19 protein-coding genes are annotated in these 16252 nt (G+C 53.6%); 10 read left to right on the forward strand and 9 right to left on the reverse strand.

What is annotated here, in order from left to right; genetic code table 11:
• Positions 1-225 precede the first annotated feature (225 nt).
• Together EPIR_RS06720 and EPIR_RS06725 are read right to left on the reverse strand one after the other, a co-directional pair.
• Positions 226-1914: an aspartate:alanine antiporter gene (locus tag EPIR_RS06720; RefSeq protein ID WP_023654576.1), complete on the reverse strand. Its 1689-nt coding sequence runs from the start codon at positions 1912-1914 to the stop codon at positions 226-228.
• Positions 1915-2252: 338 nt separating this feature from the next.
• Positions 2253-2516: a GrxA family glutaredoxin gene (locus tag EPIR_RS06725; protein WP_023654578.1), complete on the reverse strand. Its 264-nt coding sequence runs from the start codon at positions 2514-2516 to the stop codon at positions 2253-2255.
• Positions 2517-2697: 181 nt separating this feature from the next.
• Here EPIR_RS06725 and EPIR_RS06730 point away from each other — a divergent pair, with 181 nt between their 5' ends.
• From EPIR_RS06730 to EPIR_RS06765, 8 genes are all read left to right on the forward strand, one after another.
• The gene (locus EPIR_RS06730) at positions 2698-2955 is read left to right on the forward strand and encodes a YbjC family protein (RefSeq protein ID WP_023654579.1); all 258 of its coding nucleotides are present in this window, start codon (positions 2698-2700) and stop codon (positions 2953-2955) included.
• A gap of 10 nt (positions 2956-2965) precedes the next feature.
• Positions 2966-3688, forward strand: a complete 723-nt coding sequence (nfsA, locus tag EPIR_RS06735; RefSeq protein ID WP_023654580.1) for an oxygen-insensitive NADPH nitroreductase — start codon at positions 2966-2968, stop codon at positions 3686-3688.
• Positions 3689-3956: 268 nt separating this feature from the next.
• Positions 3957-4436: a YbjN domain-containing protein gene (locus EPIR_RS06740; RefSeq protein ID WP_023654581.1), complete on the forward strand. Its 480-nt coding sequence runs from the start codon at positions 3957-3959 to the stop codon at positions 4434-4436.
• 416 nt (positions 4437-4852) lie between these two features.
• Positions 4853-5962: a spermidine/putrescine ABC transporter substrate-binding protein PotF gene (gene potF, locus EPIR_RS06745; protein WP_023654583.1), complete on the forward strand. Its 1110-nt coding sequence runs from the start codon at positions 4853-4855 to the stop codon at positions 5960-5962.
• A 117-nt stretch (positions 5963-6079) separates the two neighbouring features.
• Positions 6080-7213, forward strand: coding sequence for a putrescine ABC transporter ATP-binding subunit PotG (gene potG, locus EPIR_RS06750; RefSeq protein ID WP_157037512.1), 1134 nt, complete (start codon positions 6080-6082; stop codon positions 7211-7213).
• An 8-nt stretch (positions 7214-7221) separates the two neighbouring features.
• Positions 7222-8184 (forward strand): putrescine ABC transporter permease PotH, encoded by a 963-nt coding sequence (potH, locus tag EPIR_RS06755; protein ID WP_023654585.1) that lies wholly within the window; start codon positions 7222-7224, stop codon positions 8182-8184.
• Complete coding sequence (gene potI / locus EPIR_RS06760) at positions 8181-9026, forward strand: putrescine ABC transporter permease PotI (protein WP_023654586.1); 846 nt, start codon at positions 8181-8183, stop codon at positions 9024-9026. The genes potH and potI overlap by 4 nt, the downstream gene beginning before the upstream one ends.
• A gap of 11 nt (positions 9027-9037) precedes the next feature.
• Entirely contained in the window at positions 9038-9511 is a 474-nt protein-coding gene (locus EPIR_RS06765) for a YbjO family protein (RefSeq protein ID WP_023654587.1), read from the forward strand.
• A gap of 65 nt (positions 9512-9576) precedes the next feature.
• Here EPIR_RS06765 and EPIR_RS06770 read toward each other — a convergent pair whose 3' ends face one another.
• The 6 genes from EPIR_RS06770 to EPIR_RS06795 form a co-directional block, all read right to left on the reverse strand.
• Entirely contained in the window at positions 9577-10308 is a 732-nt protein-coding gene (locus EPIR_RS06770; RefSeq protein WP_023654588.1) for an arginine ABC transporter substrate-binding protein, read from the reverse strand.
• 72 nt (positions 10309-10380) lie between these two features.
• Positions 10381-11049, reverse strand: coding sequence for an arginine ABC transporter permease ArtM (gene artM / locus EPIR_RS06775; RefSeq protein ID WP_023654589.1), 669 nt, complete (start codon positions 11047-11049; stop codon positions 10381-10383).
• Positions 11049-11765, reverse strand: a complete 717-nt coding sequence (artQ, locus tag EPIR_RS06780; protein WP_023654590.1) for an arginine ABC transporter permease ArtQ — start codon at positions 11763-11765, stop codon at positions 11049-11051. The genes artM and artQ overlap by 1 nt, the downstream gene beginning before the upstream one ends.
• 3 nt (positions 11766-11768) lie before the next feature.
• The gene (gene artJ, locus EPIR_RS06785) at positions 11769-12500 is read right to left on the reverse strand and encodes an arginine ABC transporter substrate-binding protein (RefSeq protein ID WP_023654591.1); all 732 of its coding nucleotides are present in this window, start codon (positions 12498-12500) and stop codon (positions 11769-11771) included.
• Positions 12501-12515: 15 nt separating this feature from the next.
• Positions 12516-13244 (reverse strand): arginine ABC transporter ATP-binding protein ArtP, encoded by a 729-nt coding sequence (artP, locus tag EPIR_RS06790; protein ID WP_023654592.1) that lies wholly within the window; start codon positions 13242-13244, stop codon positions 12516-12518.
• A 200-nt stretch (positions 13245-13444) separates the two neighbouring features.
• Entirely contained in the window at positions 13445-13975 is a 531-nt protein-coding gene (locus EPIR_RS06795; RefSeq protein ID WP_023654593.1) for a lipoprotein, read from the reverse strand.
• Positions 13976-14076: 101 nt separating this feature from the next.
• On the opposite strand from EPIR_RS06795, the gene EPIR_RS06800 reads away from it, so the two are divergent.
• Together EPIR_RS06800 and EPIR_RS06805 are read left to right on the forward strand one after the other, a co-directional pair.
• Entirely contained in the window at positions 14077-14400 is a 324-nt protein-coding gene (locus EPIR_RS06800; protein ID WP_023654594.1) for a heavy metal-binding domain-containing protein, read from the forward strand.
• The gene (locus EPIR_RS06805; RefSeq protein WP_023654595.1) at positions 14400-15242 is read left to right on the forward strand and encodes an N-acetylmuramoyl-L-alanine amidase; all 843 of its coding nucleotides are present in this window, start codon (positions 14400-14402) and stop codon (positions 15240-15242) included. The genes EPIR_RS06800 and EPIR_RS06805 overlap by 1 nt, the downstream gene beginning before the upstream one ends.
• Positions 15243-15246: 4 nt before the next feature.
• Here the strand turns inward: EPIR_RS06805 and ltaE are convergent, their stop codons facing one another.
• Complete coding sequence (ltaE, locus tag EPIR_RS06810) at positions 15247-16251, reverse strand: low-specificity L-threonine aldolase (RefSeq protein WP_023654596.1); 1005 nt, start codon at positions 16249-16251, stop codon at positions 15247-15249.
• Position 16252: the final 1 nt, after the last annotated feature.

A 16252-nucleotide genomic window follows, 5' to 3' on the forward strand; every position in this document is an offset into this window, starting at 1 on the left:
CGTTTTCGACTGGCTGATAAACATCATGCTATTCTGCCGGGTGGCGATTAAGGAAACATTAAGAGTTGGCGGGCATGTGGCAGCAGACAGGGCCAAATGGGCATGAAAAAAACCCGTTAATCAGTCGATTAACGGGCTCCTCAATGCGGGAATTTCAAAGAAAAGCAGTGGCACTAATTAAGACTTCAGCATCAAAAGAAAGTTCTGTGCAGAATGAGATTATTTTCATCCGCCGAGGATTGGCCAGATTATGACGATCAGCGTCCCTGCCAGGGTGAGTAATACGTTAGCAATCGCGTAGGTTCCCGCATAACCGAGTGCCGGGATGTTACTGCGTGCCGTATCGCTGATAATCTCCATCGCCGGAGCACAGGTACGTGCACCCATGATTGCGCCAAAGAGCAGAGCGCGGTTCATTTTTAGCACCCAGGCACCAAACAGGAAACAGATAACCACCGGGACCAAGCTGACCACTAACCCCGCCCCCAGCATGAGCAGCCCGGTTTCGCCCAGCCCCTGGGTTATCCCGCTACCGGCGCTTAAACCGACACCCGCCATAAACACCATCAGTCCGAACTCTTTCACCATTGTCAGAGCGCCCTGTGGAATATAACCAAAGGTGGGATGGTTAGCACGCAGGAAGCCCAGCATAATCCCTGCGAAGAGCAGTCCGGCCGCATTGCCGATACCAAAGTTGAAGTTGCTGAACTGGAAAGTGATCATGCCGATCATCAGGCCGACAATAAAGAAGGCGCAGAATGCCAGCAGGTCGGTGACCTGGCTGTTTATGGAGATAAAGCCGATACGGTCGGCGACGGATTTGACGCGTCTTGCTTCTCCGCTGATATGCAGCACATCGCCTTTATTGAGAATGATGCTTTCATCAATGGGCATTTCAATCTGACTACGGATCACTCGATTAAGAAAGCAGCCGTGATCGGTCAGCTTCAGCTGGCTCAGCCGTCTGTTGACCGCGTTGTTATTCTTTACCACGATCTCTTCGTTAACAATGCGCATATCCAGCAGGTCACGGTCGAACACCTCTTTACCATTGCGGAAGCTGGGATCTAGGCGGGCATGGGCATCCGGGTAGCCAACCAACGATATTTCGTCGCCCGGCTGTAACACGGCGTCGCCATCCGGACTGGCCAGAATGCCGTTACGGCGAATACGTTCAATGTAACAACCGGTCTGGCGATAGATGCCCAGCTCGCGCAGGTTTTTCCCATCGCTCCAGGCCACCAACTCCGGGCCTACGCGATATGCGCGGATCACCGGCAGATAGACCTTACGTTTACTGTCTGGGTCCAGCCCACGTTCGCGTGCAATCTGCTGTGCGCTGGTAGGCAGATCCTGATGCTGTAATTTTGGCAGGTAGCGCGCGCCGAAAATTAAACTGACCAGGCCAATCAGGTAAGTCAGTGCGTATCCCAGACTAAGATGGTCCTGAGCAATACTCAGGCTTTTACCGTCCGGCAGCGTCTGGCGCAGGGTATCGCCAGCGCCAACCAGTACCGGAGTCGAAGTCATCGATCCGGCCAGCATCCCGGCAGTCAGGCCAATATCCCAGCCGAACAGTTTACCCAGCCCGAGAGCCAGCACCATCGCGCTACTGACCATCACTATCGCCAGCATCAAATAGTTTTTGCCATCGCGGAAGAAAATAGAAAAGAAGTTGGGGCCGGCTTCAACGCCTACACAGAAGATAAATAACATAAAGCCCAGATTAAGGGCGTCAGTGTTAATAGAGAAGTGCTGCTGACCGAGTAATAAAGAAACGACTAAAACGCCAATAGAATTACCGAGTTGAACAGAGCCTAACCGGAGTTTGCCTAAACACAACCCTAATGCCAGTACGACGAATAATAACAGAATGTAATTTCCACTTAACAAATCTGCAACGTTTATATTCACATGTCACTTCTTGTTGACGAATAAACTGATGATGGAAAGGGCATATACGCTAAATTTAACCCGGTGATGCTGCCTATCAGGCGATGTAGACGGCGCGATGGGCAGGCTTAATGCAAACACCGACTATTTTAATCGTTACCGGGTCAGACAGCCACCTTGCGGTATATTTATTTATTAACCATGCTTTATTTAAATTCGATACGCATGACGAGACGCTGAGCTGACGAGAAAGGGGAAGCAGTGACGAGCGGAGGGGCGGGTCAAACCACGAAGGCGTTGCGTCAGGGCTGAAAAGCGCAGACGCTGGGTGTGGACACAGCGCCTGCCGCCGTCAGAAATTACTGGAACAGGCCCAGATTTTCTTTGGCGTAAGCTTCGAATTCAGTACAGCCACCGATATGGTTCTGATCGAGGAAAATCTGTGGGACTGTCTCAACCGGTTTACCAACGGTTTTTTCCAGGTCGGCTTTGGTAATACCTTCAGCATGAATATCGATATAACGGAAATTGAAGTCGTCGCGCTCTTCGGTCAACTTCTCGGCAAGCTCTTTAGCACGGACACAATAAGGGCAGCCCGGGCGGCCAAAAATGACTGCAAACATGGTATCTCCTGAAATCTTATAAAGAAATTTAAGTTAATGGGGCCAATGATGCCCGCATCTCCCGCTTAAAGAAAGAGGGAATTACCTGTTAGTCTGATTCGCCAGATCTATACTAAGCGGTTTAAGCCACACCTTTAACCGACTTGTAAAGTGTCAACCCGCCGCAGTCAGGAGAGTGTTAATGCGTGCCTTTAGTCAATTACCCCGCCCGATATTGCTGTTGGAAATATTGGGTATTGTGCTGCTGGTTGCCTCCCCTCTCGCACTGCGTGAGATGCTGCTGTTTGCGCCGTTAAACGGTAAGGCGGCGGCAACGACATTGCTGTTTGTAGGAATTGCCCTGATACTGCCGGCCGCCATAGTCATGATCTGGCGTACCGCCAAAATAATGGCTCCCGAATTATTTAACGCGCGATCGGCACGCGACAAACGTCAATAAGGAGATCCCCATGACGCCAACTATTGAATTACTGCGTTCCCATCGATCGATTCGCTCTTTCACCGACGAGCAGATCGCCCCCGGGCAGCGTGCTGCCATCATTGATGCGGCCCAGTCCGCTTCCACTTCCAGCTTTTTGCAGTGCTCCTCGATTATTCGCATCAGCGATCGCGCGCTGCGCGAAACCTTGGTCAAACTGAGCGGTGGTCAGCATTACGTTGCGCAAGCTGCTGAATTCTGGGTTTTTTGTGCTGATTTTAATCGTTTGCAGCAGATCAGCCCGCAGGCGGAGTTGGGGCTGGCAGAGCAGCTGTTGCTGGGATGTGTTGATACGGCGCTAATGGCACAAAACGCGATGATAGCCGCAGAATCCCTCGGCTTCGGCGGTGTGTACATTGGCGGCATTCGTAATCATATTGCGGAAGTCACGGAAGTATTGGGCTTGCCGAAATTTGTGCTGCCGTTGTTTGGCCTGTGCCTGGGTAAGCCCGCTCAAGATCCGCAGTGCAAACCCCGTATGCCGGCGGAGCTATTAGTGCATGAAAACCGCTATCAGCCTTTGAACAGCGAACTGCTGGCGCAGTATGACGATGAGCTGGTGCAGTATTATCAGAAACGCGAAAGTAACCCTCGTTCTGAAAGCTGGAGTGAACACATTCAGAAGACGCTTAGTAAAGAGAGCCGCCCATTTATTCTCGATTATTTGCATCAGCAGGGATGGGCCACGCGCTAACTCAGGCTTAATCCTGTTCTGATAAGACGGGAATACCGCACAGCGTATCGTTGAAATGACGTTCACGCTGTCGGTGAGACGGCGGTGATAACAAAAGCAGCGTACTGGGATTGGGGCGGACATAATGGCCTCAGGATTGTCAGGCTACGTAACATAGGTTCTGTCTTAATTGCGCGTTTTAACCTCATATTTATGTGTTAATCGTAGTTTTTGCTGCCGTTTTTCCGTAAGCTAGTACGCAATTTTATGGCTTAAGAGACAATTCTATATGGCTTCACTCGTCGTTCCGGACCTCGACGTGTTACGACGTTGGCTGGATCAACAAAGTATTACCTGGTTTGAGTGTGATTCGTGTCAGGCTCTTCATTTGCCGCATATGCAAAATTTTGACGGCGTGTTTGATGCCAAGATTGACCTTGTGGATGAGGTTATTCTTTTTTCGGCACTGGCCGAGGTTAAGCCGACTGCGCTGATCCCGTTGGCGGGAGACCTGTCACAAATCAATGCCAGTTCACTGACGGTGAAAGCATTTCTGGATATTCAGGACGATAATCTCCCTAAGCTGATTGTCTGCCAGTCGTTGAGCGTCGCGGCCGGTGTAACCTACGCTCAGTTCATGCACTTTATGAAACAGAGTGAAGAACAGATTTCAATGATCGTCATGGAGGCGTTCGCCAATCATTTGTTGATGATTGCAGAAGAGGACGAACGGCCGCCGATGATAGCCAGCCATTCGCTGCTACATTAATCTGCCCGTGACGTATCATTGCCTTCGGGTGGATTGGCTTCTGCCCGTCTGCCTCGGTTTTTTCTGTCGCTGAAAAAGTGAGCAAGGCTTTTCAACTGTCGCTATCCTCCCTGCCATACCCTGTTTTATTCTGCGTTTTGTCCTTTATTGCCAGATATTTATCCGCATTTTCGCCTCCGATGCCTCACCTGTAGGGAATAAATGCATAATAAATCGCTTACCGCGTTTTTTAATCCAGAGACTGGTTTGGATGACTGACTGGCGCTATCTTTGTTTATCCTGCTTCATCGCGCCATACCGCTAAACATTCCGGTTAACAGTATGAGCATTAGCATGAATAATGATGCATGATGATTTCATCACGTGACGCCAGTTCTGCGTGGCATAAAGATTACCCTTGTTCAGGAGGATGGAAGATGTTCAGCCAAGATAAAAAATGGTTGTCAGGCGTTGCTGTAGCAATGCTGATGGTGGCTTCCGCTGGCTCACTGGCGGCAGACAAGACGCTACACGTCTATAACTGGTCTGATTACATCGCGCCGAATACCGTAGCGGATTTTGAAAAGCAGACCGGCATTAAAGTGGTGTACGACGTCTTCGACTCCAATGAAGTGCTTGAGGGGAAATTGATGGCGGGTAATACCGGCTACGACGTGGTGGTGCCTTCATCCAGCTTCCTGGCGCGTCAGTTGCAGTCCGGTGTGTTTCAGCCGCTGGATCGTAGTAAGCTGCCAAACTATAAAAATCTTGATGCGGATCTGCTGAAGAAGCTGGAACAACACGATCCGGGCAACAAATATGCTATCCCTTACCTGTGGGCCACTACCGGCATCGGCTACAACGTGGAAAAAGTGAAGGCCGCGCTGGGCAAAGATGCACCGGTGAATAGCTGGGATCTGGTACTCAAGCCTGAAAATCTCGCCAAACTGAAAAGCTGTGGCGTCTCCTTCCTTGACGCTCCTGAAGAGATCTTTGCCACCGTGCTGAACTATCAGGGTAAAGACCCGAACAGCAGCGATGCAAAAGATTACTCGGGGGCGGCAACCGATCTGCTGTTGAAGCTGCGCCCAAGCATTCGTTACTTCCACTCATCGCAGTATATTAATGACCTTGAGAATGGCAATACCTGCGTGGCTATTGGCTGGGCAGGCGATATCCTACAGGCGAAGAATCGTGCGCAGGCCGCAAAAAATGGTGTTGAGATCGCCTACAGCATCCCAAAAGAAGGCGCGCTGGCGTTCTTCGATACGCTTGCCATCCCTAAAGATGCGAAAAATGTCGATGAAGCCTTGCAGTTTATTAACTATCTGCTGGAACCTAAAGTGATGGCGAACATATCCAACGCGGTTTTCTATGCCAGCGGTAATAAAGCCTCGGTGCCGTTTGTCGATGCCGCCATCCGTAATAATCCAGGCGTCTATCCGCCGGCGGATATTATGGCAAAATTGTTTACCCTGAAGGTGCAGGAGCCAAAACTTGACCGTGTGCGCACGCGCGCATGGACTAAAGTGAAGAGTGGCCAGTAGCTGAGAATCATCTCAACTGCGCATAAGCAACAGAGGCGCGCATAGCGGCCTCTGTCTTGTCATTTCAGCGGGCTTGCTAACTGCAGGCCGCACTTCTGGTGCCGGAGTATCATGGCAGTGAATGATCTAATTCCCCGTTCTCAAAGCAAAGCTGGCAAGGCGCTAAACCCGTTGCTGGAGATCCGTAATCTGACCAAATCCTTTGACGGACAGCATGCGGTAGATGATGTCAATCTCACCATCTATAAAGGCGAGATTTTTGCGCTGCTCGGGCCGTCAGGCTGTGGTAAGTCAACCTTGCTGCGCATGCTGGCAGGGTTTGAACCCCCGACCCAGGGGCAGGTTGTGCTGGACGGGCTTGACCTTTCCCATGTGCCACCTTACCAACGCCCGATCAATATGATGTTCCAGTCATATGCGCTTTTCCCGCATATGACGGTGGAGCAAAACATCGCCTTTGGCCTGAAACAGGATCGTCTGGCGAAGGGTGAAATCAGTGCACGCGTCGCCGAGATGTTGACACTGGTACATATGCAGGATTACGCCAAACGTAAACCCCACCAGCTCTCTGGCGGCCAGCGTCAGCGCGTGGCGCTGGCACGCAGCCTGGCGAAACGGCCAAAGCTGCTGCTGCTTGATGAACCGATGGGCGCGCTGGATAAAAAACTGCGCGACCGTATGCAGCACGAAGTGGTGGATATTCTTGAGCGCGTGGGAGCAACCTGCGTCATGGTGACTCATGATCAGGAAGAAGCAATGACGATGGCCGGGCGTATTGCGATTATGAACCGGGGTAAATTCGTCCAGATCGGTGAACCGGAAGAGATTTACGAGCACCCGGCGACGCGCTTCAGCGCCGAATTTATTGGTTCGGTTAACCTGTTTGAGGGGGTTCTGCGCGAACGTCAGCCTGAACATCTGCTGATTGACAGCCCCGTGCTTGCCTGTCCACTGAAAGTGCTCTCTGATGCTTCGGTAGTGGATGGTGTGCCGGTTAGCGTGGCGCTGCGTCCGGAAAAAGTGATGCTGTGCACGCAGCCAACGGCCGATGGCTGTAATTATGCCGTCGGCGAAGTGGTACATATTGCCTATCTCGGTGACTTGTCCATCTACCATGTGCGCCTCGGTAACGGCCAGATGATCAGCGCCCAGCTGCAAAACGCGCATCGCTTCCGTCAGGGAACGCCGACCTGGGGTGATGAAGTGCAGCTGTGTTGGGATGCCGACAGTTGCGTGATCCTGACGCTATAGGGGGGATGATGAGCTTATTTTCTGAACGTCCTACGCCAAATCCCAGCGCCCGGCAAACCGGTATCAGTGGTCTGTTGACCCGTATACAGATGGCGCACGGGCGTAAGCTGGTGATTGCGCTGCCATACCTGTGGCTTTCACTGTTGTTTCTGCTGCCGTTCCTGATTGTACTTAAGATCAGCTTCGCGGAAGTGGCGCGTGCCATCCCACCGTATAGCGAACTGCTCAGCTGGGCCGACGGCCAGTTGAACCTGGTGCTGAATTTTGGCAACTATTTCACCCTGACCGACGATCCGCTGTATATCGATGCCTATCTGCACTCTTTGCAGGTGGCGGCGATTTCGACCTTGATCTGCCTGCTGATCGGCTATCCCCTGGCATGGGCGGTCGCGCACGCTCCGGCATCAACGCGCAATATCCTGCTGCTGCTGGTGATCCTGCCTTCGTGGACCTCTTTTCTGGTGCGCGTTTATGCGTGGATGGGCATCCTCAACGATAATGGCGTGTTAAATCGTTTGCTGATGTGGAGCGGCATCACCGACCATCCGCTGACTATCCTCTACACCAATCTGGCGGTATATATTGGTATCGTTTACTGCTATCTGCCGTTTATGGTGTTGCCCATCTATACTGCGCTGACGCGCATCGATTATTCGCTGGTGGAAGCCGCGCTCGATCTTGGCGCGCGCCCGTTGAAGACCTTCTTTAGCGTGATTGTGCCGTTGACCAAAGGCGGGATTATTGCCGGTTCGATGCTGGTATTTATCCCGGCGGTGGGGGAGTACGTGATCCCAGAACTGCTCGGCGGCCCGGACAGTATTATGATTGGCCGCGTGCTGTGGCAGGAGTTCTTTAATAACCGTGACTGGCCGGTCGCTTCTGCTTTGGCAGTGATTATCCTGCTGATCCTGATCCTGCCAATCATTTGGTTCCATAAGCACCAGAACAAAGAGATGGGGGACAAGGCGTGAATACCTTGCCTGTTATTCGCTCGAAATGGCGCACGGCGATCCTGGCGGTTTGTTTCTTCTTTCTGTATGCGCCGATGCTGCTCCTGGTGGTTTATTCATTTAACTCATCGCAGCTGGTCGCATGGGAGAGCTTCTCACTGCGCTGGTACAGCGTATTGTTCCACGACGATGCTATGATTAGTGCAGTAATGCTAAGCCTGTCGATTGCCGCTATGTCGGCAACGGCGGCGGCTATCCTCGGCACTATTGCGGCGGTGGTGATCGTGCGCTTTGGTCGGTTCAGGATGTCGACGGGCTTCGCCTTTATGCTGACCGCGCCACTGGTGATGCCGGATGTGATCACCGGGCTGTCGCTACTGCTGCTGTTTGTGGCAATGGCAAACACCTTTGGCTGGCCCGCCGATCGCGGTATGTTAACTATCTGGCTTTCGCATGTGACCTTCTGCACCGCCTATGTGGCGGTGGTGATCAACTCACGGCTGCGTGAATTGGACAGATCGATTGAAGAGGCGGCGATGGATCTCGGCGCCACGCCGCTGAAAGTGTTCTTTGTGATCACCGTACCGATGATTGCTCCGGCTATCGTGACCGGCTGGCTACTGGCGTTTACGTTGTCCCTTGACGATCTGGTGATCTCCAGCTTTGTCACCGGACCGGGAGCCACCACGCTGCCCATGCAGATTTTCGCCAGCGTGCGCCGTGGCGTTAACCCGGAAATTAATGCCCTGGCATCGCTGATCCTGTTCGTGGTGGGGATCGTCGGATTTATAGCCTGGCGACTGATGGCGCGTGAAGAGCAGCAGCGCCTGAAAGATATCCGCAAGTCTCGCGGCGGGGAATAAGTAGGGGAGTCATGTCACAGATATATGGAGATAATCATACGTTGTTCAGTCGTGCCAGTCCTGTCCCGGTCCCGGTGTGGATCGCCGGTAGTTCCATCATCGCTACTCGCTGCCTCGGCGTACTGTTGTTGGCTAATGAACTCGGCCTTGAGGAGCTGCTGAACCTTGTCCATCGCAGCGCCCAGGCCTGGGGATCGACGCTGATTTTTATTGCCAGCCAGCTGGTGTGGTTGATCGAGCTGCGTAGCGCGGTCGCTTTAATGCGCGGGCATAACTGGGGGAGATGGGTTTTTCTTACCACTCAGGGAGTAGTGCTGCTGTATATGTTTGCTGCCTCAATGGGCTGGGTCTACCCGGAGCTGTTTAGCATTGTCAGGGAGCATGACAGTCAGGTTCTCCCTTTACTGTTACTGGAGAAATCCCCCGACCTGCTGGTACTCCTGCTGCTGTTCGTCCCGGCGAGCAGTCGACGCTTTTATCGCTAACCGGTTAACGTTGACCGCACGCAGTGGGCGCAGCATTTTTTGGCCGCGCCCACCCGTGACGCAGATTATTGCGGAAACCAGCGCTGATTCAATTTTTCGATAGTGCCATTGGCTTTCAGCACATCAAGTGCCGCGTTAAACTGTGTCAGTAGCGCCGCATTGTCTTTGCGTACCGCGATACCGACCCCGGTTCCGAAAAAGTCGCGGTCGGTAATATGTTCGCCGACACTGGCCAGACTCGGATTGGTTTTCAGCCAGGCACCCACCACCGCGCTATCCCCCAGAATACCGTCGAGGCGGCTATTTTTCAGATCGAGAATGGCGTTCTGATAGCTGTCATAAGCGACGGTGACAATCTCCGGGTGTTTTTCCTGCAAATACTTCTGATGTGTGGTGCCGTTTTCAACCCCGACACGTTTCCCTTTCAGCTGATCCAGATGGGTGAATTTGCCCTTCTGGGCAATGATAATCGCTGAATTGGCGTAATAGGGTTGGGTGAAGCTCACCTGCTTGCTGCGCTCTGCGGTGATGTCCATACCGGAAATAACGGCATCATAGCGGCGGAATTTCAGCGCCGGTACCAGGCTGTCAAACGGATTGTTGGTAAAGCTGCATTCCGCCTTTATCTGTTCACACAGGGCGTTAGCCAGATCGATATCGAAACCGACGATCTGATTTTCACTGTTGAGGGATTCAAAAGGCGGATAGGTGGCCGACGAGGCAAAACGAATATGTTCTGCGGCCTGGGCGCCAAAGGCAGCGCTGGCAATCAGGGCTGCCAGAATGATTTTTTTCATCTTCTCGGTTCCTTGCGGTCTTATTGTTTGGGTGGTGATGACAGTTGTTAACGCATTTTCCGTTGGCGAGGATCAGTTACGCCGCTCAAAGGCCAGCGCCCGTCGTTCGACCATCCGCATCAACAGGGTCAGCAAACCGTTAACGCACAGATAGATCACGCCAGCGGCAGCGAACACGCTTATATCGTAAGTGCGTCCGTACAGCAGCTGTCCGTGGCCCATGACTTCCATCAGGGTAATGGTATAGGCCAGCGAGGTGCTTTTGAATACCAGCACCACTTCGTTGGAATAGGAGGAGAGTGCCCGTTTCAGCGCATAGGGTAACAGGATACGCAGCTGATCTTTACGCCCCATCCCCAGTGCGGCACAGGCCTGCCACTGTCCGGACGGGATAGCGCGAACCGCCCCGTGAAACAGTAGCGTGGTGTAGGCAGCACTGTTCAGTGACAGCGCCAAAAGAGCACACAGCCAGGGTTGTGACAGCAGGCCCCATAGCCAGGGAATGCTCTGGATAGCCGGGAACTGCCCTGGCCCGTAGTAAATCAGAAAGATCTGCACCAGCAGCGGAGTACCGGTAAACAGGGTGATATAACCACGGGTTATCAGGCTCAGCACCGGGACTTTCAATGCCAGCACCACGGTGAAAAGCAGCGCCAACACCAGCGCCAGTACCAATGATGCCAGAGTAAGTGACAGGCTGGTGTGCAGTCCCTTCAGCAGTTCAGGAAAATAGCTCAGCATCAGGCATCTCCTCGCTCAAAGCGCGTGGTTCGCAGTTCAATGCGTTTCAGCACCTGCTGGCTGAACAGGGTGATTAAAAGGTAGATAGCCGCAGCAGCCACATACCAGGTAAAAGGTTCTTGGGTGCGGGTGGCGATACTTTTGGTTTGTAGCATTATGTCGTTTACGCTGATCAACGACACCAGCGCGGTATCTTTTAGCAACACCAGCCACTGGTTACCCAGACCGGGCAACGCATGCCGCCACATTTGCGGCACGATCAGGCGCACGAAGATGGCTGATTTTTTCATTCCTAACGCCTGGCCCGACTCCCACTGCCCTTGCGGCACCGCTTTCAGCGCACCGCGCAGAGTTTGTGATGCGTAGGAGGAGTAGAGGATCGCCAGTGCAATCACCCCGCAGAGGAAGGGGCTGACGTCAAAATTCTCAATGTTGACCTGAATCGGGATCTGAACAAACGCCAGATTAATGGTGAAACCATCCGACAGGGTGAGCAACAGCTGCGAAGCGCCGAAGTAGATAAACAGCACCACGAGAATTTCTGGTAAAGCGCGAAACAGCGTAACCAGACCAGTGCCGACCCATGCCAGTGGACGCCAGCGTGCGGATTCCCAAACGGCAAACACCATCGCCAGCATTAATCCGGCGACCAGGGCACAAACGGCCAGCCCGACGGTCATCCCGGCGGCGCTGGCAAGAGTATAAAGTTCGTTCATTAATTACTGCTGAAACCACTTGCTGTAGAGAGTTTTATAGGTACCGTTGGCTTTTACTTTATCCAACGCCGCATTGAGTTTGCTCTGTAGCTCGGCGTTACCCTGACGCACGGCAATGCCGAGGCCGTTACCGAAGTAAGTTTTGTCGGTGACCTTTTCACCCAGCGGTGCCAGATCCTGATTATTCTTCAACCACTCGTTGACCACGGCGGTATCACCGAACACGGCATCAATACGGCCATTTTTCAAATCGAGAATGGCATTCTGATAACTGTCATAAGGCACGACTTTGACATCCGGCAGCTTTTCGCCAATGTATTTCTGATGCGTGGTGCCATTTTGCACGCCAACACGCTTACCCTTCAGCGCATTCATATTGGCCAATTTACCTTTCTGAGTGATAAACAGGGCTGAATTCTCGTAATAGGGCTGGCTGAACAGCACCTGTTTTTCACGCTCGGGGGTGATATCCATGCCTGACATCACTGCATCAAAACGGCGGAATTTCAGGCTGGGGATAAGGCTGTCAAACGCCTGATTGGTGAAGGTACAGTCGGCGTCAATTTCCTGACACAGGGCATTCGCCAGGTCGACATCAAAGCCCTGAATCTTGTTATCCGCATCAATAAATTCGAACGGAGGGTAGGACGCTTCGGCGGCGAAGCGAATCGTCTGGCCAGCAGTGGCGCTCAGGCTGAAACCCGCTAACAGTGCGGCAATGACCATTTTTTTCATCGTTATATCCTGCAATCAGTGCGAAAGATAATGTGCAAACGCCTCGGTTTGCGGCTGGTTAAAGCGGCTTTCATCACCCTGTTCCACGATGTAGCCGTTTTCCATGTATACCACACGGCTGGCGGTTTTACGTGCCACTTCCACTTCATGGGTAACAATCACTTGGGTAATATGGGTCTGCGCCAGTTCACGGATAATACTGACGATCTGCGCGGTAATTTCAGGATCGAGTGCAGCTGTGGGTTCGTCAAACAGCAGCACTGCAGGTTCCATCATCAGCGCGCGTGCTATGGCAACACGCTGTTGTTGACCGCCCGACAAATGCAGTGGATATCGATCGGCATATGGAGTCAGGCGTAGCCTGTCCAACAGCTTTTTCGCCCGTTCATGAGCCTGTGCCTTGCTCAGGCCCAGCACGCGGCAGGGTGCTTCAATCAAATTGTGGGTGACGGTCAGATGCGGCCAGAGATTGTACTGTTGGAATACCATGCCGACATTTTGCCGCAGTTCACGAATAGCGTTGTCAGCAGGTGGTTTGCTGAAATCAAAGTTGTTACCAGCTATGGATAGCGTACCGGACTGCGGCATTTCCAGCAGGTTTAACACGCGCAGGAGTGAGCTTTTTCCGGCACCGCTCGGCCCGAGCAATACCAGCGTTTCGCCCTCCGGGCAGGATAGCTGAATGTCAAAAAGCGCCTGGTGGGCACCGTAGAAGCAGTTAATAGCGTTTAGTTGAATACTCATGCGCTTAAAGTGAATAGCAATTGATGGCGCAAATCTTAACGCTGACAGAATAGTTATGCAATCATTGTGCGTTAAAATTTATTTTTGTTGGCGGGAAGAGTGAAGCGCAGCACATCATAGCGCGTACCGGCCTCTCTGACCTGCCAGACTGTCGTCGTTATTCAAATCTGCGCGCCGCCAGGCAGGCACGCAGGTCACACTTATTTTGACAGTAGCTGATTGAGTGAACCGTTGGCTAAATGTGGGGTAGTGCCAAGATACCGCACGTCATCCACCGTCCAACAGGCCCCTTCGCGTACCATTAAGACTTCATCCTGCCACTTGCGGCTGCCGTTTTTTAGCGTTACCCGAAGGGGAATATTGCGGGCATCGCGGTTGGGGATGGTAGAAGCATCGGCAACGCTGGCATCAGTGGCGCCGTCACGGGCGCTGGAAAAAATATCACCGCTCAGCATGGCGTTTTTCTGCCCATCGCGCTGTGCGCCAATCAGTGACTGGTACAATTTTTCACTGAAATAAGGGCGGTATTTAGCCAGCAGCTGCGCATCCGGCACGCCTGTTGAAGGTTGTTGCTCATGCAGATCGTAGAACTGCTGCGCCACGCTGTCCGGGCCGCCATTGATGCAGGAACCCAGGCGTGTACCGGCATCTTTGTAGGCAGGGTCGACGGTGGTACAGGCGCTAAGTAGCAGGGCCAAAGGCACCACGGCGGCGAAAGGCTGGTATTTCATTCTGATTTCCTTATTGTTATCAGCGGGTGTGCATTATCATTGAGTATAGCGACTTATGTGTAACCCTAAGAGCTAAACCCATATAGAACAAGGAGAGCAGTATGCAATTTTCCACAACCCCCACGCTGGAAGGCCAGCCGATCGCTGAATACTGTGGCGTAGTCACCGGCGAGGCAATCCTCGGCGCAAATATCTTCCGCGACTTTTTCGCCGGGATACGCGATATCGTCGGCGGGCGCTCCGGCGCTTATGAAAAGGAGCTGCGTAAAGCACGCCAGATTGCCTTTGCCGAACTGGAAGAACAGGCAAAAGCGCTGGGCGCTCAGGCGGTGGTGGGTATTGATATTGATTATGAAACCGTCGGGAAAGACAGCAGTATGCTGATGGTCAGTGTCAGCGGCACTGCGGTGAAACTGCGGCACTGATGCGTCCTCTGTCCATCATTCGACCGCTGTGGGTGCTGTTAGCAATCTTCCTGTTTACCTCAATCACTCCGCAGGGGCTTCAGCCGCAGCAAGGGTATATGGTGGATACCCGACAGGAGGCTTTCGGTGCGCGCCCGCGCATTAAGGTACTGGTTATTCACTACACGGCCGGTGATTTTTCGCGTTCGCTCAACGTACTGACCGATCGTAGCGTTAGCGCGCACTATTTGCTTCCCGCCGCGCCGCCTAAGTATGACGGTCAACCGCTGGTTTGGCGGCTGGTGCCAGAGTCGATGCTGGCCTGGCATGCCGGGGTCAGCTTCTGGCGCGGTGCCACCCGACTGAACGATACCTCGATCGGCATTGAGCTGGAAAACGCAGGCTGGGAGCGCACCGGTTCCGGTATAAACTGGGCACCGTTTCCTGCTGCGCAGATGGCGGCGCTGCTGCCGCTGATGCGTGATATTGTGCAGCGCTATGGCATCAGCCCGCAGGACGTGGTGGCGCACAGCGATATCGCTCCGCTGCGCAAGCAGGATCCGGGGCCGCTGTTTCCGTGGCGCTGGCTTGCCGCGCAGGGTGTGGGGGCGTGGCCTGATGATGACCGTGTGGCGTTTTATCTGGCCGGACGGTCGGCTAATCAACGGGCAGATAAGGCGAAACTGCTGGGCCTGCTGGCGAGCTACGGCTATGAAGTGCCGCCGCAGATGTTGCCGTACCAGCAGCAGGCGCTGATTACGGCATTTCAGATGCACTTTCGTCCGACAGATTATCGTGGCGTAGCCGATGCTGAAACTGAAGCTATCGCCGCCGCGCTGGTGGAAAAATACGGTGGGCAGTAGAAGTTTAGCCTGCGGCTAAAAACGATTGCCACGCGCTAACCAGAGTTTGCAGCGCCGCCCGGTCAACGTCCAGATGCGTGACCAGCCGCGTCACCGCGCCAGTGCTGAGCAGAATGCCACGCTCGCGCATCCACTGCCCCAGCGTCGCAACCTGTGCTGGCGGCAGGCGCAGAAAGACCATGTTGGTATCCTGACGGGTCACATCAACGCCGATGGCGCGTAATGCAGTAGCCAGCCATGCGGCGTTGTGGTGATCATCTTTTAAACGCGCCACGTTATGCTCCAGCGCATACAGTCCGGCTGCCGCGAGAATACCGGCCTGGCGCAGCCCGCCGCCGGTCATTTTGCGCCAGCGCCGCGCCCGCTGAATAAACGCCTCACTGCCGCACAGCATTGATCCCACCGGTGTGCCCAGCCCTTTCGACAGGCAGATGGTAAGCGTATCGCAGTAACGGGTCAGTGCTGCGAGCGGAACGTCAAGCGCCACCGCCGCGTTGAAAATGCGCGCCCCGTCAATATGCAGCGCCAGCTGGCGTTCACGGGTGAACGCCCATGCCTGTTGCAGGTAGCTCATCGGCAGCACTTTGCCGTTATAGGTATTTTCCAGGCTTAACAGGCGAGTGATGGCAAAATGGATATCGTCAGGCTTGATAAACTGCGCCACCACATCCAGCGGCAGCGTGCCGTCGCTGGCCGCGAGCACCGGCTGGGGCTGAATACTACCGAGAACCGCCGCGCCGCCCGCTTCATATTTATAGTTATGGGCCAGCTGCCCGACGATATACTCCTCGCCACGCTGACAGTGGCACAGCAGCGCCACCAGATTAGCCTGCGTGCCGGTTGGCAGAAACAGCGCGGCGGCTTTACCACTCAGACGAGCGATTTCAGCTTCCAGCCGGTTGACCGTCGGATCATCGCCGTAAACATCGTCGCCGGTTTCAGCGCGCATCATCGCTTCCAGCATAGCGGGTGTCGGACGGGTCACGGTATCACTACGTAAATCAATCACG

Source organism: Erwinia piriflorinigrans CFBP 5888 (genome assembly GCF_001050515.1).
In the GTDB taxonomy this organism is placed as follows: Bacteria; Pseudomonadota; Gammaproteobacteria; order Enterobacterales; family Enterobacteriaceae; genus Erwinia; species Erwinia piriflorinigrans.